Annotated in this window: 24 protein-coding genes and 1 tRNA gene; 7 read left to right on the forward strand and 18 right to left on the reverse strand. The window is 62.9% G+C overall.

What is annotated here, in order from left to right; genetic code table 11:
* Positions 1-51: 51 nt before the first annotated feature.
* Positions 52-960: a DMT family transporter gene (locus tag AUR_RS10560; RefSeq protein WP_062094357.1), complete on the forward strand. Its 909-nt coding sequence runs from the start codon at positions 52-54 to the stop codon at positions 958-960.
* Between the two features lie 28 nt (positions 961-988).
* On the opposite strand, the gene AUR_RS10565 is transcribed toward AUR_RS10560, so the two are convergent.
* Both AUR_RS10565 and AUR_RS10570 read right to left on the reverse strand, forming a co-directional pair.
* Positions 989-1,867, reverse strand: a complete 879-nt coding sequence (locus tag AUR_RS10565) for a glycosyltransferase family 2 protein (protein WP_062094359.1) — start codon at positions 1,865-1,867, stop codon at positions 989-991.
* 207 nt (positions 1,868-2,074) lie between these two features.
* Positions 2,075-3,028 (reverse strand): hypothetical protein, encoded by a 954-nt coding sequence (locus AUR_RS10570; protein ID WP_021473177.1) that lies wholly within the window; start codon positions 3,026-3,028, stop codon positions 2,075-2,077.
* Between the two features lie 155 nt (positions 3,029-3,183).
* Between AUR_RS10570 and AUR_RS10575 the strand changes: the two genes are divergently transcribed.
* Together AUR_RS10575 and AUR_RS10580 are read left to right on the forward strand one after the other, a co-directional pair.
* Positions 3,184-3,726: a peptidylprolyl isomerase gene (locus AUR_RS10575; RefSeq protein ID WP_062094361.1), complete on the forward strand. Its 543-nt coding sequence runs from the start codon at positions 3,184-3,186 to the stop codon at positions 3,724-3,726.
* Between the two features lie 6 nt (positions 3,727-3,732).
* The gene (locus AUR_RS10580; protein WP_062094364.1) at positions 3,733-4,587 is read left to right on the forward strand and encodes a rhomboid family intramembrane serine protease; all 855 of its coding nucleotides are present in this window, start codon (positions 3,733-3,735) and stop codon (positions 4,585-4,587) included.
* 81 nt (positions 4,588-4,668) lie between these two features.
* Here AUR_RS10580 and AUR_RS10585 read toward each other — a convergent pair whose 3' ends face one another.
* From AUR_RS10585 to AUR_RS10615, 7 genes are all read right to left on the reverse strand, one after another.
* On the reverse strand, positions 4,669-5,301 hold the full coding sequence (locus tag AUR_RS10585; protein WP_062094366.1) for a GyrI-like domain-containing protein: 633 nt from the start codon (positions 5,299-5,301) through the stop codon (positions 4,669-4,671).
* A gap of 743 nt (positions 5,302-6,044) precedes the next feature.
* On the reverse strand, positions 6,045-6,647 hold the full coding sequence (locus AUR_RS10590; protein WP_062094367.1) for a DNA-3-methyladenine glycosylase I: 603 nt from the start codon (positions 6,645-6,647) through the stop codon (positions 6,045-6,047).
* Between the two features lie 72 nt (positions 6,648-6,719).
* Positions 6,720-7,436: an alpha-ketoglutarate-dependent dioxygenase AlkB family protein gene (locus AUR_RS10595; protein ID WP_062094376.1), complete on the reverse strand. Its 717-nt coding sequence runs from the start codon at positions 7,434-7,436 to the stop codon at positions 6,720-6,722.
* Positions 7,433-8,059 (reverse strand): methylated-DNA--[protein]-cysteine S-methyltransferase, encoded by a 627-nt coding sequence (locus AUR_RS10600; RefSeq protein ID WP_062094378.1) that lies wholly within the window; start codon positions 8,057-8,059, stop codon positions 7,433-7,435. The genes AUR_RS10595 and AUR_RS10600 overlap by 4 nt, the downstream gene beginning before the upstream one ends.
* Positions 8,056-8,595, reverse strand: a complete 540-nt coding sequence (locus AUR_RS10605; protein ID WP_062094380.1) for an RNA polymerase sigma factor — start codon at positions 8,593-8,595, stop codon at positions 8,056-8,058. Before AUR_RS10605 ends, AUR_RS10600 begins: the two co-directional genes overlap by 4 nt.
* Entirely contained in the window at positions 8,595-9,104 is a 510-nt protein-coding gene (locus AUR_RS10610; protein WP_069696597.1) for a methylated-DNA--[protein]-cysteine S-methyltransferase, read from the reverse strand. Before AUR_RS10610 ends, AUR_RS10605 begins: the two co-directional genes overlap by 1 nt.
* 54 nt (positions 9,105-9,158) lie before the next feature.
* The gene (locus AUR_RS10615; protein ID WP_021473186.1) at positions 9,159-9,413 is read right to left on the reverse strand and encodes a cell division protein CrgA; all 255 of its coding nucleotides are present in this window, start codon (positions 9,411-9,413) and stop codon (positions 9,159-9,161) included.
* Between the two features lie 263 nt (positions 9,414-9,676).
* Between AUR_RS10615 and AUR_RS10620 the strand changes: the two genes are divergently transcribed.
* From AUR_RS10620 to AUR_RS10625, 3 genes are read left to right on the forward strand one after another with little or no spacing between them, the layout of a single operon-like run.
* Positions 9,677-10,396 (forward strand): class E sortase, encoded by a 720-nt coding sequence (locus AUR_RS10620; protein WP_206616272.1) that lies wholly within the window; start codon positions 9,677-9,679, stop codon positions 10,394-10,396.
* 3 nt (positions 10,397-10,399) lie between these two features.
* A complete protein-coding gene (locus AUR_RS20290; protein WP_021473188.1) occupies positions 10,400-10,570 on the forward strand; it encodes a hypothetical protein in 171 nt (56 codons plus the stop codon).
* Complete coding sequence (locus AUR_RS10625; RefSeq protein ID WP_021473189.1) at positions 10,567-11,208, forward strand: aminodeoxychorismate/anthranilate synthase component II; 642 nt, start codon at positions 10,567-10,569, stop codon at positions 11,206-11,208. Before AUR_RS20290 ends, AUR_RS10625 begins: the two co-directional genes overlap by 4 nt.
* A 101-nt stretch (positions 11,209-11,309) precedes the next feature.
* Here AUR_RS10625 and pknB read toward each other — a convergent pair whose 3' ends face one another.
* From pknB to AUR_RS10660, 7 genes are read right to left on the reverse strand one after another with little or no spacing between them, the layout of a single operon-like run.
* Positions 11,310-13,241, reverse strand: a complete 1,932-nt coding sequence (gene pknB, locus AUR_RS10630; RefSeq protein WP_062094386.1) for a Stk1 family PASTA domain-containing Ser/Thr kinase — start codon at positions 13,239-13,241, stop codon at positions 11,310-11,312.
* Between the two features lie 10 nt (positions 13,242-13,251).
* Entirely contained in the window at positions 13,252-15,099 is a 1,848-nt protein-coding gene (locus AUR_RS10635; RefSeq protein ID WP_062094389.1) for a protein kinase domain-containing protein, read from the reverse strand.
* A complete protein-coding gene (locus tag AUR_RS10640; RefSeq protein WP_062094390.1) occupies positions 15,096-16,553 on the reverse strand; it encodes a penicillin-binding transpeptidase domain-containing protein in 1,458 nt (485 codons plus the stop codon). Before AUR_RS10640 ends, AUR_RS10635 begins: the two co-directional genes overlap by 4 nt.
* Positions 16,550-17,980, reverse strand: a complete 1,431-nt coding sequence (locus AUR_RS10645) for an FtsW/RodA/SpoVE family cell cycle protein (protein WP_062094391.1) — start codon at positions 17,978-17,980, stop codon at positions 16,550-16,552. Before AUR_RS10645 ends, AUR_RS10640 begins: the two co-directional genes overlap by 4 nt.
* Positions 17,977-19,701 carry a PP2C family serine/threonine-protein phosphatase gene (locus tag AUR_RS10650; RefSeq protein WP_062094392.1) on the reverse strand — a complete coding sequence of 575 codons (1,725 nt, stop codon included), beginning with the start codon at positions 19,699-19,701 and terminating at the stop codon, positions 17,977-17,979. Before AUR_RS10650 ends, AUR_RS10645 begins: the two co-directional genes overlap by 4 nt.
* Before the next feature lie 3 nt (positions 19,702-19,704).
* Positions 19,705-20,184, reverse strand: coding sequence for an FHA domain-containing protein FhaB/FipA (locus tag AUR_RS10655; RefSeq protein WP_031216763.1), 480 nt, complete (start codon positions 20,182-20,184; stop codon positions 19,705-19,707).
* A gap of 5 nt (positions 20,185-20,189) precedes the next feature.
* Positions 20,190-20,927: an FhaA domain-containing protein gene (locus AUR_RS10660; RefSeq protein ID WP_062094393.1), complete on the reverse strand. Its 738-nt coding sequence runs from the start codon at positions 20,925-20,927 to the stop codon at positions 20,190-20,192.
* A gap of 384 nt (positions 20,928-21,311) precedes the next feature.
* Here AUR_RS10660 and AUR_RS10665 point away from each other — a divergent pair.
* Positions 21,312-21,394 (forward strand) — tRNA-Leu (locus tag AUR_RS10665).
* Positions 21,395-21,548: 154 nt separating this feature from the next.
* On the opposite strand, the gene AUR_RS10670 is transcribed toward AUR_RS10665, so the two are convergent.
* The gene (locus tag AUR_RS10670) at positions 21,549-22,247 is read right to left on the reverse strand and encodes a FadR/GntR family transcriptional regulator (protein WP_062094395.1); all 699 of its coding nucleotides are present in this window, start codon (positions 22,245-22,247) and stop codon (positions 21,549-21,551) included.
* A 10-nt stretch (positions 22,248-22,257) separates the two neighbouring features.
* Positions 22,258-23,385: an L-talarate/galactarate dehydratase gene (locus tag AUR_RS10675; RefSeq protein ID WP_062094397.1), complete on the reverse strand. Its 1,128-nt coding sequence runs from the start codon at positions 23,383-23,385 to the stop codon at positions 22,258-22,260.
* Positions 23,386-23,391 lie beyond the last annotated feature (6 nt).

The following is a 23,391-nucleotide window of genomic DNA, read 5'->3' on the forward strand; positions in this document are numbered from 1 at the left end:
TCCTCCACAGATAGGGGTAATGCGCAGTCCCCGCCGAACTAAGGTTGATCCGTGAATCTCCTCATTTCGGCCCTGGGTGTACTGGGCGTAGCCTCATCCGGACCACTCATCGCCGGAACGCTCGGTGCTACCTCGGTAACTGCCTTGGCGATCGCGTTCTGGCGGAACGCCATAGCTGCCGTCGTGATGGCCGTTCCCGTGGCGGTCCGTGAACCGAGGCAGTTCACAGGAGTCACCCGCCGGGAGTTCGGCTGGTCCGCCGTGGCTGCCGTGGCATTGGCTTTCCACTTTGCCTGTTTCATTACGGCGTTGCAGCTCACGTCCGTCGCCGCCGCTACGGCGTTGGTGTGCCTGCAGTCCGCGTGGATCGCTGTCTTCCAGCTGTTCAGGGGAACCCGCCACCGCTGGCCCGTCCTGCTGGGCCTGGGCATCGCATTCGGCGGCGTCGTTGCCATCACGGGATTCGACATGGGCTCGTCCACGGACGCGCTTATTGGTGACGTCCTCGCCCTGGCCGGCGGCGCCTTGGCAGGGCTCTATACGCTCGCGGGCGGCAAAGCGCGCCAGTCGATGGGAACCGGAACCTACACCACGCTTTGCTACGGAATGTGCGCGGCTTTGGTGGCTGTCATGGCGTTGTTCAGCGGGCAGCCGCTGGCAGGGTTCGACGCCGGAGGGTGGCTTGGGATTCTTGCCATCACCGTGTGTGCGCAGCTGGTAGGCCACACCGCCTTCAACCATCTCCTGGCGACCATGAGTCCGCTGGTGGTTTCCATGATCATCCTGCTGGAGATTCCGGGAGCGGCCATCCTGGCGGCAATCTTCCTCAATGAGACCCTGCCCGGCGGGACCTACGCCGGCCTGGCCTTGATCCTGGTGGGACTCGCCGTGGTGGTGTCCGGGCAGCGGAGGGGGCGTGCGCGGGCAGACCGGCGCGAAGCTGAGCTGGGAACGGACTGAACCAGCCGCCGTCGTACTTGACGCGGTGTCAGAGACCGCCGCGGCGGACGCCGCCGGAAACCGCGTTGGCAGCGTGGATTGCCCGGAGGAGCTTAGCCGGGAAGTACACGGAGAAGAACACCACCATCGGCGCCTTCAGTGCCATCTTCTTGACGTTGTGGGCCTTGTAAGTGCGGTCAAAGCGCGTCACGTAGTAGCGGTAATCCCGGGGCGAGTCCTCAAGCCGGCGCGCTGACATTCCGGACACCATCTGGGGCCAGTACTGGATCCGGAGGTCGTGTTCGGCGAGGTGCAGTGAGAGATCGATGTCCTCATGCATTTCGTCCTTCTCATCCAGGCAGGCTTCATCCCTGATGGTTTCCCACGCCGAACGGCGAAGCGCCATGTTGGAGCCGAACAGGAAGTGGTACTGGTGCTTCGCCAGGCGCAGCATGAGCTGGCGCATCTTGTCGTCTGCCTTAAGGCCGAAACGGCGCATAGGCATGTCGTAGTACACCACCGGACCCGTTGCTGCCTGAACGGTGGGATCAGCGAAGGCCTTCTGGACCTGCTCCACCCAGTCAGGTTCCAGGACCGAGTCGGCATCGATCCTGCCGATGATGTCGCCGGTGGCGCTATTGAGGCCGTAGTTCCGCGTGGGAATGAGGCCTTGGACGTCCGCTTGCTTCAGCAGGATGATCGGGCTCTCCGGATATTCCTGCTGCATCCGGCGAACAATCTTTGCCGTTCGGTCCTTGGACAGGTTGTCCACCACGATGATTTCCTTCGCAGGAACAGACTGATAAATGGCCGCGATGAGGCACTGGCGTATGACGCTTTCCTCGTTGTACGCCGGGATGACAATTGAAACGCCCGGAGGTTCCGCGCGCTCCTTAAGTTCACCCTCGAAGGGTCTATCAGCTGACATCATTTCAAATCTAGCACCCGGCCACGGAGCCCCAGCGGACTGTTCGGCGTGGGAAGGCCGCTTGGCGGGAATTCAGGGCCGGGAAGTTGCCTCGGCCGGGACCTTGTCTGGCGCCGGGACCTTGCCTGGCCTGGAAAACAATGAAGGGACCCCGGCTAACCGGGGTCCCTTCATGGTTTGCTGATCGAACGCCGCCGATGGCTTGAACTAGAGAGCGGAATCCTTGGAGTCCGTGCCCTTGTCCTCATCCTTGTGGGTGGCGGCAGCAATGTTCTTCACTGCCGTCTTTGCGTCCGTGGCGACGTTGGAGGCGTTGTCCTCGGTCTTCGCGAACGCGTCCTTGGTGGCCTGCTCTACTTCTGCCTTGGCTTCTTCCGGGGTGAGGTCGGAAGTTTTGGACTCAGCCGGGGCCGCAGCTGCTGCAGTTGCGGAGGCTGCTGCGTCCGCAGGAACCGGAGCGGGGGTCGGCGTTACCGGGGAAGGTGTCTTCCACGGGTCCTCCACCGGCTTGGCGGCCTTCCACGCAGCGACGCCGGCGGCAACCGCGGCGGCAATGACCGTGACAACCAACCAGCCGCGCTTCTTGGGCTTCTGCTGGGTAGCCAGCTGCTTGCTGACTGCCTTGCTGGTCTGTTCCGCCACAGCCTTGATCTGCTTGCTGGTGGCCTGCGCCTGTTCCTGGACGCCATGGACGACGCCGGACTCAACCAGGCGCTGGGCGACTGCATCGACCTGTGCCGGTGCATTCTCCAGAACATGGTGGACCGCAACCGATGCGTGGCCCAGCTGTTCGGAAAGCTTGGGCAAGTACTCTTCCACTACCTTGTCCCGGGCAACGCCGAGGGCAGGCGTGGCGCGGTTGAGCGTCTCCTGAATCTTGGGCGTTGCATCCTCAACAGCGTCGTGGATCTTGGGAGCCAGCTGGGCCAGCCCGTCCTGGATCCGCGGCGTGACCTTCTCCACGCCGTCGGCGAGGTTGTGTGCGGCCGACTTCAGTCCCTCCTGGATCTTGGGGGAAGCAGTGTCAATGCCGTGCTGGATTCGCGGAACAGCCCAGTTGACAGCTGCCTCTACACGTGGCGCTGCCCAGTCGCGGGCGTTATCCACGCTGGCCACAACTGTGTGCTCAAGGTCGCGGGCAATACGGTCTGATTTCTTCACAACTACCTCCCGATACACATGCTCGTTTGTTGCTAGCCTACGTGCCCCAAACTTCATGGGCTATTCATCGTCAAGATTCTTGCCCGATTTCACCGAGCGCGGAACCGGCTTCACGGCCAGTGGCGGCGTTGACCCTGCATGAAAGAATGGGACGCATGACCATTGCAACAGCAAAAGCCACAATTCACACGAGCCTGGGCGACATCAAGGTTGACCTTTTCGGCAACCACGCCCCCAAGACCGTTGCCAACTTCATTGGCCTGGCCACTGGCGAAAAGTCCTGGACCCACCCGGAGACCGGCGAGGACAAGACCGGCACACCGCTTTACAACGGCACCATCTTCCACCGGATCATCAAGGACTTCATGATCCAGGGCGGCGATCCCCTCGGCCGCGGCGTCGGCGGACCCGGCTACAAGTTCGACGACGAAATCCACCCCGAGCTGACCTTCAACGCTCCGTACAAGCTGGCCATGGCCAACGCGGGCGTCCAGATGGGCAAGGGCACCAACGGTTCCCAGTTCTTCATCACCACGGTGAACACCGACTGGCTGTTCGGCAAGCACAGCATCTTCGGCGAGGTCACCGACGAGGAGTCCCGCAAGGTTGTTGACGCAATCGAGGGCGTACGCACCGGCATGGGCGACCGTCCTGTTGAGGACGTCGTCATCAACAGCATCGACATCGAACAGCTCTAGTCCTTCATGAGCTACGGAATTCCGTCGGCCGAGCCGTCCGCTGACATCCCGGTGTGCCCCAGGCACCCGGACCGGCCTTCATACGTACGGTGCCAGCGTTGCGGGCGCCCTGCGTGTCCGGAGTGCCAGCGGGCGGCCGCCGTCGGGTTCCAATGCGTTGACTGCGTCAACGAACAGAAGCGTACGACGCCGACCTACCGGGCCCCTTACGGCGGCGCGTTGGCCGTCGGCAAGCCCTTGGTGACGTACGCGATCATCGCACTCTGCGTACTGGTTTACGTTCTGCAGTGGCTGCTGCCCGGCGAGGCTGTCTACCAGCAGTTCGCTTTTGCCAACGTTTTTGCAGACCGTGAGCCATGGAGGATGCTGACGGCGGCGTTCCTCCATTCCCAAAGTTTCCTTCTCCACATCGTGTTGAACATGTACACCTTGTGGATCTTCGGACAAGCCCTTGAGCCGTTGCTCGGGCGGGTCCGGTTCCTGGCCGTTTACTTGCTGTCCGCCGTGGGCGGTTCCATTGGATTCCTGCTCCTCACCCCGGACCGCCCCGTCATAGGCGTGGTGGGTGCCTCGGGGGCGATCTTCGGTCTCTTCGGGGCAATGTTGGTGGTCCAAAGGCACCGCGGTGGGGAAACCCGCCAGCTGTGGGTCTTGATAGCCATCAATGGAGCAATCGGTTTCTTCGTCCAGGGCATTGCCTGGCAGGCGCACCTCGGCGGATTGATCACGGGCGGCCTTGCGGCCGCTGCCATCGCCTATGCCCCCCGCGGTAAGAACCAAGGGCTGCTCCAAGCGGGAGGCTTGGTCCTGGTGGGGGCGCTGCTGGCAATCGTCACCTGGTTCCGCGTTTCTTCAGGCTAGCTGCTGTGCTGCCCAACTAGATCGAATTTGTGCACGTTTTGAGGGGGCAAAAGGCGCACAAATGCGATCTAGTTGGGAGGGTTAGTTCCGGGCTACGGGCTGCCGCAGGATTGTCTTGAGCTTCTCCGGAGCAGTCCGCCTCGCGTCGGACAGATAAATCTCGTGATGTTTCCCTGTGGGCCGAAGACGGTGCGAAGGGATGAAGTCCTTGTGCATCTCTTCCAGAACCGGGCCCTCTGCGTCGTACGGGCCTGTGTGCAGGGTCTGGACGCATAGTCCCTCATTCAACGAGGCCAGCCGCAGCGACTCCAATGCCGGCGCTCCACCCTTGCTCCGTACGGCCTCCACTACAGCGTCTACGTGCCCCGGGGTGATCCAGTCAGGCGTCATGATCATCATGGTCCAGTCCCAACGGGACTTATCCCGTTCCGTGGTGAAGCTGGCCATGTCCTCAGACCACCACAGACCTTCCAGCGGCATCACGCCGTAGTCCCGGCCGAGTTCCTGCTTGCTGAAGAACTTCAGCTTGTACGCGACCGGATACAGCGTTTCCAAGGCATCCCTGTAAGCCTGGGCGGTGTTGGGATCGCCGTGGCCGTCGATCATGAGGAATTGCAGCTCCGGTACCTTGACCAATGCGAACGTTCCTGCCGTGGCCTTGTAGCTTGTGATCTCCTTCTTGAAGTCGACCTTGGTCTTGGACTGTGTGCCCACCGCTCCTCCTCGATGCAGGTCATCCCCGCTCCGGCGTTATCCACAGATGTTATCCACACTGTGAGTAACTTACATACGTGTAGTTAGGACGCTAAAGGCCAGCCGGCACGTGAAATGGGGCAGATATCCCCCGTTTGGCATGTGTTGATCCACATCTGTGGATAACTTTGTCCCCTGCAGGAGGCTGTTTGTGGACAAGAGAAGCCCTGAGGGCAGGGGTGTGGAAAAAGCTGTTAATCCGCCTGTTAATAAGCGCCTATCAACAGAGTTATCAACACTGTTAATAACTTACAGTCGTGTAGTTTCGGAGCTCCTGCGGGCGCTGAAGCCTGCCATGACAAGGGTTTCCGCCGCTATACCCACAACTTTTCCCCATCTGTGGATAACTTGTGAGCGGCTCGTTGTTGTTAAGTGGGTAACTCTGTGAGGACGTCTTCCAGGTGCTTGTTCGAACGTCGGCGAACAAGCACAAGCTCGGGTGGATGAACTTTGACCGAATGAACCTGCAATATCCACAGCCTCGTACACAGTGGGTAAAACCCGGTTGCTACTGCCGGGTAGCCCGGAGAACGCACCAGTCCGGGGCTTTTGGCGCCAGTTCCGTGGATGTCCACAGAAGTTATCCACGGCTGTGGATAAAGTTACGCACTTTCTGTGGAAGGCAAGCACGCCGTCAGGCACTGCGGTGGGCCTTGGCGGAGTTCTCCAAAGCCCGCGGAGCTAGTTCGAAGCCTGAGGAGCGCTCAGTTCCAGACGCCCGAGGAGCCGCGTCGATGGCTGTCCACCAAGTGGGTGTCGATGATTCCCACAGCTTCCATGAGGGCGTACATGGTGGTGGGGCCAACGAAAGCGAAGCCCTTCTTCCGGAGCGCTTTGGACAGCGCTATGGACTCGGGCGACGTCGTGGGAATGTCCGCGAGGGTTTTGGGAGCGGGCGTCTTGTCGGGCTTAAATGACCAGACAAAGTCAACCAGCCCACCTTCCTCACGGAGGGCAATGGTGGCTTTGGCGTTGGTGATCGTTGCACGTATCTTGAGGCGGTTCCGTACGATGTCCGCATCCAGCATCAACCGCTCCACATCAGCCTCGGTAAAGGTGGCCACGCTCTCCGGATGGAAATCAAGGAAGGCTTCCCTGAACGCTTCCCTCTTTCGGAGGATGGTGGCCCAGGACAGCCCGGCTTGGAAGCCTTCCAGGCTGATGCGTTCATATAGCCCCTGCTCGTCCCGGACAGGCATTCCCCATTCATGGTCGTAGTAAGCCTGCATCAAGGGATCCGAAGCTGCCCACGCAGGCCGTGCCAGGCCGTCCCCGCCAATGACCGTGCCGTTCTCCGCGGGATTCATTCGTAGCTCCTTTTGGCTAAGTGTGGAAAACCCTGCATTGGATTTCCCCGTTGGGGATATTGTGCCCGCGGGCTACGACATCCCGGTGACGCGCATGGTGATGTTGATGCGGCCGTGGGAAAGACCGCAATCCGAGGGTGCCGTGCCGGGGTGGACCTTGGGGATGCCGTGGTAGGCAAACCGCGATGGCCCGCCGAACACAAACAGGTCGCCCGACCGCAACTGCACGTCCTCGTAGGGTTTGGTACGGGTCCGGGTGTTTCCGAACCGAAATACGCAGGAGTCGCCAATGCTGATGGACACCACAGGCGCACTGGACCGTTCGTCCTTGTCCTGATGCATCCCCATGGCCGCGCCATCGCCGTAGAAGTTCACCAGTGCAGCGTCCGGTGCGTAGCCGTCGGCCAGGCCGCTCAGGGAGGCGTCCTGGACCAACTCCGGTGCATATGCCTCTGAGACTGCCTTCTTGCCCAACCGAACCATCCAGTCGGGGAAATCGAGGACAGGGCGGCCATTGACGTCTGTTGCTTCCCGCGTGTACTTGTACGGCTGCCAGTGCCAGCCCAGGCATACGGTCTTGACGGACATCTGCTGGCCGCCCGGCAACGTGGCCGCACGCAGCGGCACCGGACCCTGTGTCCACTCCCCAAACCGGGCCACGATCCAGCGCTGTTGCTCATCGGTGAGCCAACCGGGAACGTGCACTGCGCCGGGTGCGACCAGACGCGGGCCGGAGTGGCTCCCCTGCGGTTGGCCGAGCTCGACCGGGAACAGGGCGTCCTCGGTCATGCCGCGGCCTCCAAGGTCAGGAGAGTTCGTTTCGCTTCCGTGCCGCCGAGATACCCTCCGTAGGTTCCATCGGTCCGGACCACCCGGTGACATGGCACGATGACCGGCAGAGGGTTGGTGGCGCAGGCTGTGCCCACCGCCCGGACTGCGTTGGGGCTGCCCGCTGCCCTGGCCACCTGCGAGTAGCTCTCCGTGGTTCCATAGGCAATGTGCGGCAGATGATGGAGGACGTCCAGGCGGAAGCCGCGCGAGAGGCTGAAATCCAAGGGGAGGTTGAACGTCCGGCGCTGGCCGCTGAAGTATTCATCGAGTTGGCGGGCGGCTTCGTCCAGCAGCCCGGGGGCCTCAAGGATTCGTGGGCTGACGGTGTTGGAAAGCTGTTGAAGTACTGACGCGTGGTCTTCGAGTTGGAAAGCTACCCGGAGCATGCCCCGTGCAGTAGCGGCCAAGAGGAGCCTTCCGACCGGTGACTCCACCACCCGGTAGGCGATATCCAGGGAGTGGTCTTCCCACGCCGCACGGGCCAAGCGGGCACGAAGGGCTACCAGTGAAGCTTCCAGCCCGGAGTCCAAGGACTTCAACATGGTGCCCACATCGCCGGGTTCCTGTTCCACGGAGGTCATCCGGGTACTCCTCTCAAAGCAGTCGGCAATAGAACGGTGGGTGAAGGCCGGCCGAGCGCAGCCCGGAGAGCTTTGACGCCGTCCGCTGCTGCCCGGCGGGCAGCGTCCGGAGTTACGCCCACAAGGGCCGCAACATCCTTGTAAGGAAGCCCGACAAGATAGTGGTAGGCGATCGCCTGACGTTGCTTCGGCGGCAGCTGACCGACGGCGTCGAGTAGTTCCACCTGCCCCTCATCCGGCACACCCAGGCTCGAGGGCACATCGGGCGTTTGCTGTACCGGCACCGGCCTCCGAACCGACGCGCGCAGGATGTCGATGCATTTCCGATGGGCAATGGTCACAAGCCATGCCTCCGTATTGGCATCTGCCGGAAGGTCTCCATAGGCCTTCAGTGCTGACAGGAAAGTCTCGGACCAAGCATCCTCGCCGTCGTGAATGCCAACAATGGCCCGGCACACGCGCAGGACCGTGGCGCCGTGTTCCTGCACCACGGTTTCGAACGGTCTCTTTGGGGGTGCCGGGGGAATTGGCCCCATCAGAAGAGCTTGCTCTCTTTGACAGCCGCAGGCTCCTCCAATTCCAAAAGGAATCTCTTATTGTCCAAGCCGCCCGCGTAACCAGTGAGGCGGCCCGTGCTTCCCACCACGCGGTGGCACGGAACAATGATGCTGAGCGGATTGCGTCCCACTGCGGAGCCCACCGCCTGGGCAAGGTGGGGATCGCCGAGTTCGGTTGCCAGTTGCCCGTAGGTGACCGTTTCCCCGTAGGGGATCAACTGCAGGCGATGCCAGACTTTTTCCTGGAGCTGGTTTCCCCGCACTTTGAAGGGCACCTCGAAGTGTGTTCGGTTCCCGCCCAAGTACTCGGCCAATTCGGCTTCCGCCCGTGAGAAAACGGGATCCCCGCCAGCGGCCAATGAGCCGAAGTAATCCGCAGGCGGCAGGTGCCAATGGCCCTCGTAGAAAATGCCCGTGAGGAACTGCCCGCTGGCAGTCAGCGTCAACTGCCCCAGCGGGGAATCCATGGTGGTGTGCCTGGTGCTCATACCCTGTAGACGTTCACGGGCAGGAAAACGTGAGGTGGGACTTTCCCGGCGGCGTCAGGACCGCCAGCGAGTGGTCATCAGAAAGCCCACGATTGCGATGCCGAAGCCGGCCACGATGTTCCACGAAGCCCAGTCCCGTACCGGGAACTGACCTTCGGTGATGTAGAACGTGATGATCCACAGCAGGCCGAGGATCATCAGGCCGAACATCACCGGCTTGAACCACACGGGGTTCGGCTTGTACTGCTGCGCTGCGGAAGTCTGCTGCTCCTGACGGGCAGGCCGCTTGCGGGGCTTGGACTCGGGCACGGATCCTCCTTGGCTGATGCAACTAAACCCGTAACGGCATGCCTTGGTATCCTGCAGGAAGGAAAATTCCAGCGGTCAACGGCCACGCGGCATTCCGGGGTGGTACTAGCTGTCAAGTCTAGCCGCAACCAAGGGGCCGCCCGCGCCGCCCGCGCCCCCTGAAACGAGGAGATCCCGTGGCGCACCAGCAGTCGTCAACCACTGCTGTAGCGCCCCCTGCCCAGGACCTGCGAAAGAGACCACCGCGCCGGAAGACCGGACCGATGGACGTTATCCGCAAGATCATCCAAATTCTGGGCGAGCTCCTGATCACCGCAGGAATCGTCCTGCTTCTCTTCGTTGCCTGGGAGCTGTGGTGGACCAACGTCGAGGCAGACGCCAAGCAGTCAGAGGCGGTAAAGAGCTTCGCGCAGGAACTCTCCGGGCCCGTGGAGCCGGCGCCCGCCCCTGCTGACTACGGCCCTCCGGTGGTTTCAGCAGCCCCGGGGTACGGTCAAACAATCGGCATCATGTACATCCCGCGCTTCGGTCCGGGTTACACGCGCCCCATCATCGAGGGAACCGGTTCCGATGTTTTGGACACGCTGGGCCTGGGGCACTACGGAAGCACCAGTATGCCCGGTGCTGTGGGGAACTTTGCGGTGGCAGGCCACCGCCAGACCCACGGAGCCGTCCTGGACAGCATCCACACCCTGGTGCCCGGGGACAAGGTCTACGTCCAGACCAAGGAGGGCTACTACACCTACGTGTTCCGCAATAACCAGATCGTCCTCCCGAGCCAAACCGACGTGCTGCTGCCCGTGCCCACCCAGCCGGAGGCCACTCCCACGGAAAGCTTCCTGACCATGACCAGCTGCAATCCCCGCTTCGGGTCCCAGGAACGGATTATTGCCTACTCCATCCTGGACAGTTGGCAGCCCTCCTCAGCCGGCCCGCCGTCGGAAATTGCCGCTCAAGTAGCCCAGGCCCAAGGAAAGGGGTAACCGGTGTACGCATGGATATTCCGCAATCTTCCGGGCCCCTTGTGGGTCCGGATCCTGACATCAGTGGTACTCGTGGCGGTAGCCGTGATCCTGATGATCGAGTTCCTGTTCCCCTGGGTTTCCCAGTTCACCACCTTGACCGACTCAACGATTGGTTCAGTGCAGCAGCCATGAGCACAGCAAAAATCCTGGTCGTGGATAACTACGACAGCTTCGTTTACACCCTTGTTGGATACCTTCAGGAGCTCGGGGCCGAGACAACGGTCGTCCGGAACGACGACGTAACCCTTGCCGAAGCGAAGGAGCTCGCCGCAGCGCGCGACGGCGTCCTGATCTCACCGGGCCCGGGCACGCCGGCGGAAGCCGGCGTGTGCATCGACCTCATCAAGTGGTGCGGCGAGAATGGCAAGCCCATGTTCGGCGTGTGCCTCGGCCATCAGGCACTTGCGGAAGCATACGGCGGAGTCGTCACGCACGCCCCGGAGCTTATGCACGGGAAGACGTCACCGGTCCGGCACGACGGCAAGAGCGTCTTCGCGGGCCTGCCGTCCCCCGTCACCGCAACGCGCTACCATTCGCTTGCCGCGGTGCGTGATTCCATTCCCGACGTCCTGGAGATCACTGCCGAGACCACCAACGGTGTAGTGATGGGCCTGCAGCACAAGACGGCACCTCTGTGCGGAGTCCAGTTCCACCCGGAATCCGTGCTCACCGAGGGCGGCTACCAGATGCTCGGCAACTGGCTCGAGTCCCTGGGAATGCACGGCGCAGCCGAACGCGCGGCCAAACTGAGCCCGCTGATCCAGCACTAGGAAGCCGCTCTGCTGAGGGCTGGAGGCATCCTCTGCGTGCTGCTCCTTCGTCGCTTTGACGCAGGCTGCCGGATGCCCCCAGCCCTCAGGCATGCCTGAAACTAGTCCTTCTTGGTGGGAGTCGGCTTCGGCTTGTCCGTTTCCGTGGGTTTGGGGGTCGGTGTCGGCTCCGGGGCGGGCGCCTTGGCCAGCGTTACCGTGATGGTCTTCCCCTGTTCCACTTCGGTGTTGGCGGCATCGCTCTGGGCCGTTACCTTGCCCGGTTCAACCTGTGTATTCTCCTGTTCGACGACGGCCATCAGCAGGCCGTTTTCCTTCAGGAGAGCCTCCGCCTCGGCTTGGGTGAGGCCTGCGAGCTGGGGCATCAGGACGCGTCCGGAAGACACCTGCAGCTCAACGTTGGAGCCGGCTGCAATGGGTGCGCCCGGAGCCGGTCCTGTGGTGATCACCAGGCCGAAGGGCACCGTGGGGCTGTGCGTCCGGACGGTGGAAATGGCGCCGGTAATGCCCAGGCGCTTCAGGTAGTCGCGGGCATCGGGTTCTGTCCGCCCGGCTATGTCCTTGGGGATGGTGACCGAGCTGGGCCCGCTGGATATGTTGAGCACCACTTCGGCGTTCTGTTCCAGCATTGCCCCCGCATCCGGGGACGTGCCTATGGCCATGTCTTTCGCCACGGTGTCGCTCGCTACCCGCGTGGTCTTGGGAACCAGCTTGGCACCATAGAGCTCTTGGAGAGCCTGTGATTCGGACATATTGGCCACCGCAGGTACGGCAACTTTGGCGGGTGCCGGCGGCGCCGCGTTCACCACGCTGTAGATCCAGAACCCGGCCCCCGCAAGGACCAGGATGGTGAAGATTGCCAGGGTTGCCGCCCAGGCACGACGGCGGGACTTCTGCCGCGCTGTACGCTCGCGTTCCGGCGGGAGGCCAAGAGGAAGGTCGTCATCCGCCTGCCTGAGGGCATAGCCCTGTGGCTCCGCGTAGTCGGCGTGCTCGGGATCGTCATTGATCTGGTCGACGTTGAGGAATCCGACGGCGGTGGCGCTGAGCAGCTGTGTGGAGGGATTGTCGTCGTCCACGAGGTCGTTGGGGTCCGTGGGTGCCTCGCTGGCCGGAACGGCAGGTACGGGGACGCCGTTGCTGGCCGCCCTCAACGCACGGCGGAACGCAGCGGCGTCCTGGAACCGGTCGTCGCGGTTTTTCTGCAGGGCCTTGGCCAGGACGGAGTCCAATGCCTCGGACACGTCGGGGTTGTGGATGCTGGCCTTGTCCGGGGTTTCCCGAACATGCTGGTACGCGACGGAGACGGGACTGTCACCAACGAACGGCGGCCTGCCGGTCAACAATTCGTAGAGCAGGCAGCCGGCCGAGTAGAGGTCGCTCCGCGCATCGACTGTTTCGCCGCGGGCCTGCTCCGGGGAAAGGTACTGGGCAGTGCCCACAACGGCCTGGGTTTGGGTCATGGTCGCGGAAGAATCAGCCATTGCCCTGGCGATGCCGAAGTCCATGACCTTGACCTCGCCCGTATCGGCGCAGACCATCACGTTGGCAGGCTTGATGTCGCGGTGGACGATCCCCGCCCTGTGGCTGTATTCCAAGGCCGACAGGACTCCCAAGGTGTAGCCGATGGAGCCCTCGACCGTCAGTTCCTTGGCCTTGATCATGTCCCGCAGGGTGCGTCCTGCCACGAATTCCATGACGATGTAGGGAACCCGCACGTCCTCGCCGGGTCCGCCCGGGATGGAGTATTCACCTGTATCGAAGATGGCCACAATGGAGGCGTGGTTCAGGGCAGCGACTGCCTGGGCTTCGCGCTTGAACCTGGCCTGGAACTGGGGGTCCCGGGCGAGGTCGGCGCGCAGTACCTTCACCGCTATGGTCCGTCCCAGCAGGGTGTCCGTCCCGCGGTAGACATCAGCCATCCCGCCACGACCGATCAGCTCACCCAGCTCATAGCGGCCGTTGAGGATGCGTTGCTCAGACACAGATGTGCCCTCCTCCCGGTGTGCAGGACCCTGCCGTGACGATGTCATCAAGGACTACTTAGTTGCTCGGGCGGCCGCTGGGGCTACCGCTGGAGGTTGACGGACTGGTGGGCACAACGGAGCGGGAGAGGAAGTACGTGACCGTAGAGCCTTCCTCAACTTCAGTTCCAACTGCGGGCGATGACCTGACGAAGGTGTTCGGTGCCTGGCCGACGGCACCGTTGACGGGATCTCCTGGAATCCAGCGGAGGCCGGCACCTTCGAGGGTGGCCCGCACCTGCGCCTCAGTGGCACCCGGAGCGATGTTGGGAACTTGGACTGTGGCGGGCTTCTCGGGTCCCTTGGAGTACTTGACGGTGATGGTGGTGCCGGGGTCGACAGGACCGCTCGGGTTCACGTCCACAACAATTCCGACGGCGGCGGTGTCGTCGAAGACCTCCTGGCCGTTGACGCCAAGGCCGAGGCCCCGAAGAGCCGCGCTGGCCGTTTCAAACGGCTGGCCCAGGTACTCTTCCGGAATGACGTTGACCTTCTGAGGTGTGGTCTGGGTCGGTGACGGCGCCTGGGAGGTTTGCGTGGGTGTGGGCGTTGCCGAAGTTGACGACGGCGCCGACGTCCGGCTGGGGCTGGACGATGTGGATTCACTCGGAGAAGGGCTCGGTGAAAAGAACCCGGACTGTGAAATCAGGAATCCAACCAAGGCGAAGAGAACCAGCAGGATCAAAGCCACCAAAGGCCAGGTCCAAGGACTGCGTTTCTTGCGGTCGGGCTCAGCGTCGTCGTAATTGTCGTCGTCGCTGTAGATCACTTCTTCGTCATTGAGCTGACGCTCTGCCTCCAACGCATTGGCCCGGGCCAAGGCGTTGTCCGATGACGCTGCGGAAGCGCCTGCGGCGCCTGCAGCAGCCCCGGCGGCAGCTGCGCCGACCACCGGAAGTGCGGAAGTCGCCGTCGTCGATTGCTCTTTTCCGAATGGTGAGGCGACGACGCCGGTGGGTGCCGTGGCGGTGTTGACGGGTGCGGTGAGGGGACCGGTTGAGTCCTCGAAGAGGAGCATGCCGGGCACCGCGGCGTGGGCGGTGGCGATGTCTCCGTTACGGATCGCTTCCGCGGCTTCGGCCAGTTTTATGGCGTTGGCGGGACGGTTCTTGGGGTCCTTGGCCAGCATGGACATCAAGAGTGCGCGCACGGGCGTCGGCAGCGTCTCCGGAAGCGGCGGTGGAGCGTCGTTGACCTGTGCAAGGGCGATCGCAATCTGGGATTCGCCGGAGAACGGCCGGTGCCCGGTGAGGCACTCGTAACCGATGACGCCCAGGGAGTAAATATCCGAGGAACCCGTGGCGGTCTGCCCCGTGGCCTGCTCCGGAGCCAGATACTGGGCGGTGCCCATGACCTGTCCGGTCTGCGTCAGCGGCACTTGGTCGGCCAAGCGTGCGATGCCGAAGTCCGTGACCTTGACCCGGTTGTCCGGGGTGATCAGGAGGTTGCCCGGCTTGATGTCGCGGTGCACCAGGCCTTGTGCGTGTGCCACCGCCAGGGCGCGTGCCGTCTGGGAAATGATGGAAAGCGTCATGTCCGGAGACAGCACCTGCTCGCGCTCCAGGATGGCGCTCAGCGGGTGGCCGGGGACGAGTTCCATGACCAGGTACGCCGAACCGGCCTCCTCGCCGTAATCGAAGACGTTGGCGATGCCGATGTGGTTGAGGAGCGCGGTGTGCCGTGCTTCAGCGCGGAAACGCTGGAGGAACCCGGGGTCGCCCGTGTATTCCTCCTTGAGCACCTTAATGGCAACGATCCGGCCCAGAATCTGGTCCTTGGCCTTCCAGACCTCGCCCATGCCGCCAATCGCAATGCGACTGGTCAGCTGGAACCTGCCGCCGAGTGTGATTCCCGAAGTAGGCCTCACTTATTCAACACCGCCTCAAAAATCTTCTTTGCGTTCGGACTGGTTAGCTTTGAGCCGCTGAGCACATCCACACCTTCCATGACGATGGTGACGGCCACTTGCGGGTCGTTCGCCGGGGCAAACCCGGTGAACCATGAATTGTTCAGGCCTGAATCACCGAGTTCGGCGGTGCCGGTCTTACCGGCCACCTTGACTCCCGGGACGGACGCGCCGTTGGCGATGCCGTTGTCCACGGCGCTGGTCATCCATTCGGTGATCTGGCTGGCGATGGGTTCAGTGGTGCTCTTGCGGAGGGTTTCGGGCTTGGTTTCGCTGATGACGCGAAGGTCCGGCGCCCTGACGGTCTTCACCAGGCTGGGCTTCATCTGCGTTCCGCCGTTGGCGATGGCCGCGGTCATGAGGTTGATCTGCAACGGCGTAGCCTTCACGTCGCGCTGTCCCACGGAGGACTGTGCAAGCTGTGCCTGGTCAAGGTCCTTGGGGAAGACGCTCTGGGCCATCTGGAGCTTGAGCTGATCGCCGAAGTTGTCACCAAATCCGAACTTCTCAGCCTGCTCCCTGATGGCATCCTGGCCGAGGTCCAGGGCGATGCTGGCAAAAGGCGTGTTGCAGGACTGCTCAAGGGCGAAAGAGAACGACGCCGTCTCCCGGACGTTGCAGTTACCGCCGGCATAGTTGGGGAGGCTTGCGCTGGACCCCGGAAGCGGAAGGCTGGCCGGATTCGGCAGTTCGCTGTCCTTGTTGTACTTGCCCGAGTTCAGCGCTGCTGCGGTGTCGACGAGCTTGAAGACCGATCCCGGCGACAGCAGGTTGCCCGTGGGGCCGCTGACGTTCTGGTTCAGGTTGATGCCGGGAATCTGGTTCAGCTCGGTGTAGTTGGCCTGTGCTGCCTTGGTGTCATGAGTGGCGATGAGGTTGGGATCGTAGGAAGGCTTGGACACCATCGCCAGGATCGCTCCGGTCTTGGGGTTCGTCACCACAATGGACCCGCGCTGGCCGTCAGGGATGAGGTCGTATGCGAGCTTTTGGATGTCCGGATCAAGGGTCAACTCAACGGACGCGCCCTTGGGCTCGTTGCCAAGGAACATTTGGCTGACGCGGTCCAGGAAGAGCTGGTCCGAGTTGCCGGCCAAGGTGTCGCCCATTGACTGTTCCAGGCCGGTGGAGCCAAATCCCTTAGAGAAGTACCCGGTGATACCGGCATAGAGTTCCGGCTCCGTGTACTTCCGCTGGAAGGCACAGGATTCCGTCCCTGGCACCGACTCGGCAATGGGCTTCCCGTCCACGATGATGGCGCCGCGGTCGTTGCAGAAGGACGCCAGGATGGCACGCTGGTTCCACGGGTTGGCGTTGAGCTCGTCAGCGCCGATGACCTGCACGTAGCTGATGGCACCGAAGATCAGCGCGAACATGGCGACGGCAGCCATCCATGAACTCCTAATAGCCTGGTTCATTGCTGCTTCACCGCCTCTGTTGGTGCGCTGGGTGTCTGTCCGGTGGCCGGCCTGCGTGCGGCCGGAGTGCTGCTGGTTGCTGGAGGTTTAGTGACCATGGGGGTGGTATCCACAGGGCCACGCGCCGTGTTGGAGATCATCAGCAGCAGGCCGACAATGATCCAGTTGGCCAGCAGCGAGGATCCGCCGGCGGCAAGGAACGGCGTGGTGAGGCCCGTGAGCGGAATGAGCCGGGTAACGCCGCCGATCACCACGAAGCACTGCAGGGCGATAGCGAACGACAGTCCGCAGGCCAACAGCTTTCCGAAGGCATCCCTGGTTCCGAGGGCAGCGCGGAAACCGCGCGTGAACAGCAGGAGATAAAGCATCACCACGGCAAACAAGCCGATGAGTCCCAGTTCTTCGCCAATCAGCGCAACGATCATGTCGCTGTTGGCAAAGGGGACCAGGTCCGGCCTGCCTTGGCCGAGGCCGGTGCCCACCAGGCCGCCGTCGGCCATGCCGAACAGGCCCTGCACGATCTGGCCGCTGCCGCCGGGAGAACGTCCGAAGACTTCCGGGGTGAAGGCATTGATCCAGCTGTCGATGCGGAAAGCTACGTGGGCGAAGATCCGCGAGGCGATGAAGCCGCCGCCGAGTATGAGGGTGACACCAATGACCACCCATGAGATTCGGCTCGTGGCCACGTAGATCATCACGATGAACAAGCCGAAGAAGAGGATGGAGGAGCCAAGATCGCGCTGGAAGACCAGGACGCCGATGCTCACCAGCCACGCGGTGATCATGGGGCCAAGATCCTTGAAACGCGGGAACTGCATGGGGCCGATCTTCCGGCCGGCCAACAGGATGAGGTCGCGGTTGGAGGATAGATACCCTGCGAAGAATATAGCGAGGGTGATCTTTGCGATTTCGCCCGGCTGGAAGGTCATGGGCCCTACCCGGATCCACACCCTTGCACCAAGGATTTCTCCGGCGGAGATGCCGGGAATCAGGGGAAGGAGCAGCAGGAACGCGCTCACTGCCAATGAAATGTAGGTGAAGCGACGCAGGATCCGGTGGTCTTTGAGGAACCAGATCACCGCGATAGCGACCGCCATGGCGATCAGGGTCCATCGGAGCTGGTTGTTTCCCGTGTCGTCGCCGGGGGCATCCATGCGGTGGATGAGGGCCAGGCCCAAACCGTTGAGTGCAACGACAATGGGAAGTATTACTGGGTCGGCATATTTAGCCCGGAGCCTTAGGACCACGTGGAAGGCGAAGGCAGCTACAGCCAGAAGACTCGACTGGAACCAAAAGTCGTTGTCCAGGCCGGATTCAGAGTTGATGCTGACCAGGGCGCTGGCACCGATACCCACCGCCAAAGCCAGGACGATGAGAACCAGCTCAACGTTCCGGCGGGGCTTGGGGGTGATGTCTGTTTGGCTCATTTTGCCGCCTCACATGGAGTCGGGACGGGCGAGGGCGTTGGGGTGGCAATTGCTGCCGTGCTGGGGACAGGGACGCTTGCAGTCGGCGAAGGCGTGGCCGTGGCAGAAGGAGAAGGACTGGGGCAGTTGGCCGAGGCGCTGCCGAAGTTCTTCAAGTTCTCCACGATGCGCTGGGCATCGTCCAGATCGCCCGCAGGTACGGTCTGGCGCACGCTCTGCTGGCCGTACTCGGGCAGCGAGTCAACGCGCAGGTCCGTGACGGCTTCAAGGCGGGAGAGCTGGATGGGTCCCAAACGTTGGGAAATGCCATTGAAGATGGCCACGCGCTGGTCGAACTCCCCCACGTAGTAGCGGGTTTGGGTCCAGGCGTATCCCAGCCAAAGACCCACCACAACGCCCAGGACGACCACCGCAGCGACGGCCGGGATGAGCCAGCGGAAGCGGCGACGGGGCGGTTCCGGCAGTTCCAGGCGGTCCTGCTCCGCTTTGTGGGTCAGGACGGTTGCTGCCCGACGGGCTACCGTACGGCCAGCGACAGTTGGAATGGAGCCGGTCTCGGCCGCAGTAGCAGCTGCGCCCACGAGCAGGTGCGGGCGGCTGGCCAGTTCCTCCCGAAGGACTTCGGCCGAAAGGTGCTCGCCGAGATTGGGGTCGGTGGTGGCAGGAGGTTCCTTGGAGTCCTCTGTGGCTTCCGCGGTTTCCGTAGCATCGGGCTTCGTTGAGGGGCTGGTCCGGTCAGGCTGCTCTTCTGCCGACCCCGGAGTCCCCGAACTGAAGGAGGAACCGGCACCGGCGGTCTTCGCGACGGAAGGCTCTTTTTCCTGCTTCTTGGAAGCCGCGGACTCCTCGGCGTCCTCCGCCGATTTGCTGGCTGTAACGGCGTCCGGTTCGTCCCGCGGGGTGGCCCCGGCGGCCGGGACGATGTCCACGGCGGCCGTTGCGACGTCGTCGTCCGTTTCTTCCGCGATCTCGAGCATCACCACGGTGACGTTGTCCGGTGCTCCGGCCTCGAGAGTGAGGTCAACGAGGGTTTCCACGCATTCGCGGAGGTCCTTGATCTCCCGGACCATCCGCTCAACGACGTGGCCGGCCACGTAGTTCAAACCGTCGGAGCAGAGCAGCCAGCGCTCACCGGGCTCGACGTCGAGGACATCAAGGTCCAGTTCGGGGCTGGCATCGACGTCACCGAGGACGCGCATGAGCACGTTCTTGTGCGGGTGGGTTTCCGCTTCTTCCGGGCGCAGCCTGCCTTCGTCAATGAGGCGCTGAACGAACGTGTGGTCGATGCTGATTTGTTCGAACTTCTTATTGCGGAGCCGGTACGCGCGGGAGTCGCCGATGTGCGCAAAGTGCAGCTTGCGTCCCTCGAGGAGGAGCGCAGTGACCGTCGTGCCCATGCCTGACAGTTTGGGATTCTGGTGCACCAGCTCGGACAACAGCGAGTTGGCGGTCTGGATCTCGTCCGCGAGGACGGTATCGGCGCCGTCCGGGTAATCGTCGTGGTCCAGGTGGATCATGTCCAGCACCGTAGACGCAGAGGCGACGTCGCCTCCCGCGTGACCGCCCATGCCATCGGCAACCACGGCAAGATGACGCCCCACGTAGGCGGAGTCGTCATTCTTGGAGCGGATCCGTCCGACGTCGGAACGCGCGGCGTAACGCATGATGAGGGGGCGCTCCGCCGGTGTTTCGTTGCCTTCGGTGGTCTCGGTAGAGGCCATGGACTACGGCCTCAATTCAATGACCGTCTTGCCGATTCGCACGGGGACGCCAAGCTCCACCGGCAATGCGCGGGTGAGCTGCTGATCGGCCAGGTATGTGCCATTGGTGGAGCCGAGGTCCTCAATGAACCAGCGGCTGCCCTGCGGGAACAAGCGCGCGTGGCGGCCTGAGGCGTAATCGTCTTCGAGGACCAGGGTGGCTTCCTGGGCGCGGCCAAGCAGGATGGGGCTGGCAGCGAGCGGGACCGTGGTGCCCTTCAACGGGCCCTCGGTGACTACGAGGTTGCGGGCGTGCTGGATGGCCGGCGGCGGTGAAGCTGCCAGCTCGGGGTGCTTACGGACCTCGCGGGCTGTAGGAGCGCCGGTCACGGCTTTGCGGCCGATCTGGAAGTCCCGCCGCATGGTGGACACAATGCTGAAGATCAGGACCCAGAGCAGCAGGAGGAAACCGAAGCGAAGAGCCGTGATTGTCAGTTCGCTGATGTCGTTCACGCGTTGCCACCCGGGTTCTGGGGGAGAAGGCGGAAAATAATCTTGGTACGTCCCATCGTGATGGTTGAGCCGTCAGTGAGTTCCACGCTGCCGTCCACTTTGTGCCCGTTGACATAGCTGCCGTTGGTGGACCCAAGGTCGACGGCCCAAGTGGTGCCGTTTTGGGTGCGGACCTCAAGGTGCTTCCGGGAAACACCGGTGTCGTCCACCAGGATGTCCGCTTCAGAAGAGCGGCCCAGTATTACGGACTGGGCGTTGAGGGAATAACGCTGGCCACCGATGTCCAAGACAGGCTGGAGGCGGGTTGGCTGACGCACGGGAGCGGCGGGGACATTCGGCCGGGGAGCCTGCTGGGCACCTCCGGATTTTTCTGTCCTTGAGGCGATTTCAAAATGGCCGGCACGTTCTTCTTCATTGCGGCGGAAGGAGATCCTTACCGGTCCCTGAAGCGTGTAGCCCTGGCTGCGAACGTGTTGGATGACTACATCGCACAGCTCTTCGGCAAGGGGAGTGCCCCACTCCTGCGCCCTGGCGAAGTCGTCATTGCTGAGGAGGACATCGAAGACGTTGGGGGCGAGTGTCCTGCCGGCGGCAATGGTGATGGACTGGTTGTCCAGCTCCCGCCGCAATTTGCTGGCAATTTCCACCGGCTCAACACGCGCCCGCGACCCCGTGGAGAAGACGTTGCGGACAGCCTTTTCAATGCCCCGCTCGACTTTGTCCAGCAAGCCCATGGTCCTTCTCCTTTCCTGATCGCGGCACCCGTTGTGCCTGGTTTGCAGACTGTAGGCGCACACAGCAAAGTGAGCGCCAAACGGCCCTTCTCTTTCCCGATACTACTTGGAGTGACTGGGAATGGCCTTAATCCACAACGCCGTGCGGCCCGGAAAAGTTCACTCCTTGCCTGTGCTGGCGGGGGAGGAAGGGATCTGATTTTCCTCTCTGTAAAAGCCGTTGAAGCCCGTGTTTGGTGGCTGAACCCGGGGTGCTGATCATCCTTCCGGGCTGCCCGCGATGGCCGATTGGTGTTTTTCCCACGGTGTCCGTTATGCTTGATCTCGCTGCTTTTGAAGGAAGCGAAGCCGGAATGCCGGTGAGCTTGTGGAAAAAGAAGTTGCGCGCGAGTGGCGGAACGGCAGACGCGCTGGCTTCAGGTGCCAGTATCCGAAAGGGTGTGGGGGTTCAAATCCCCCCTCGCGCACGCAATCAGAAAGAGCCCCGGTCTTTGGACCGGGGCTCTTTTGTTGTGCGCCCACCTTTGTCCTGTGCGCACCCAACTAGGTAGCAGTTAAGCGCGTTCTGGGCGGTCTAAACGCGCTTAAATGCGACCTAGTTGGGTGGGGTGGGGCGGGAGGTTAGCCGCGCGCCGAAGTCCTGAGCCGGCGTCGTGAGTTGCTCAGGTGCATGCGCATGGCTGCCGCGGCAGCGGCCGGGTCCGACTCCGCGATGGCCGCATAGATGGAGGCGTGCTCGTGCACCACGTGGGCGAAGTGCTCGGGGGAGTCAGGTTCGTCGCTTGAGACCAGGCGGCGGCGCGGCATGGTGATCATGGTCTGCCCCAGCGCGTCGATGCAGTCCATGTAAAAGGGATTGCCGGACGCCGCCGCGACCGCACGGTGGAACTCGTAGTCGGCCTTCATGGCTTGGGCCGGATGGCCGGAACCGGCAGTGAACTGCTCGAGGGCCCCGTGTACGGCCTTGAGTTGGCGGTCCGTGCGGTGTTGCGCAGCGAGGGCGGCGGCTTCAGTTTCGACGCCGATGCGGAAGTCGAGCATCTGGAGCCGGTCTTCGAGGCTGGACACGGCACGGGCGCCCGGGGCTTGGGCGGGCGCGTCGGCAGGCGGGGTCAGCGCGAAGCTGCCCCGCCCCCGTTCGGTTTCCACGAGTCCCTCGGCCTGCAATCGCGTCAAGGCAGAGCGGACGACGGTCCTGCTCACCCCGAATTCGCTGATGAGCGTATTTTCGCTGGGAAGCTTCTCACCTGGCTGGATGACGCCGTCGACGATGCGGTTGCGAAGATCGGCGGCGAGGTCCGCGGTCAGGTTCCGGCTCATGGCTTCAAGATTACGCGCCGAACTCCACGGACTCGGTGGTCCAGGCACGCGCCTGCCCGCTGAGTGTCACGCCCAAGCCGGGGCGATCCGGGACGATCATGCGGCCGTCCTTCGTCTCCAGCCGTTCCTCGAAGAGCGGATCGAGCCAGTCGAAGTGCTCCACCCACGGCTCGGTGGGATAGGCGGCTGCGAGGTGGAGGTGGACTTCCATTGCGAAGTGCGGCGCCAGGCCCAGGCCGCGCTCATCCGCGAGGGTCGCCAGGCGCAGGAACTGCGTGATGCCGCCGACGCGCGGTGCGTCCGGTTGGATGATGTCGCAGCCGTTGGCGTTGATGAGGCCCTTGTGTTCGGCCACCGAGGCAAGCATTTCGCCGGTGGCGATGGGCGTGTCCAGGACCTGGGCAAGGTGGGCGTGGCCCTCGAAGTCGTACGCGTCCAGGGGTTCTTCGATCCAGATGAGGTTGAATTCCTCCAGTTGGCGGCCCATGCGCAGGGCCGTGGCCCTGTCCCACTGTTGGTTGGCATCCACCATGAGTGGAACGTCCCAGCCGATGTGTTCGCGGACGCCGGCCACCCTGCGGAGGTCTTCCTTGGAGTCGGGCAGGCCGACCTTGATCTTGATGCCGCCGATGCCTTCCTCGATGGACTGGGTGGCACGGGCTTTGACCTCGTCCAACGTGGCGTTCAGGAAGCCGCCTGAGGTGTTGTAGGTCCGGACGGAATCGCGGTAGGAGCCGAGGAGCTTGGCCAAGGGGAGTCCGGCACGTTTGGCTTTGAGGTCGTACAGCGCAATGTCGACGGCGGCAAGCGCTTGGGTGGCGACGCCGGAACGGCCCACCGATGCGCCCGCCCAGAGGAGCTTGGCGTAGATTTTGCCAATGTCGTTAGGGTCCTCGCCGATCAGGCCCTGGGCAACTTCCTTGGCATGGGCGTACTGCGCGGGGCCGCCGGCCCGCTTCGAATAGCTGAAGCCAAGGCCGCTATGGCCCTGTTCCGTGGTGATTTCGGCGAAGAGGAAGACCACCTCTGTCATGGGCTTTTGCCGGCCTGTGAAGACCTTGGCGTCACTGATGGGCACCGCGAGGGGCAGCCGTGCAGTGGATAGTTTGACGTGGCGGACAAGGTCGACGGGGCTCATGGGTCT

Origin of the sequence: Paenarthrobacter ureafaciens (genome assembly GCF_004028095.1) — a bacterium.
GTDB lineage: Bacteria > Actinomycetota > Actinomycetes > Actinomycetales > Micrococcaceae > Arthrobacter > Arthrobacter ureafaciens.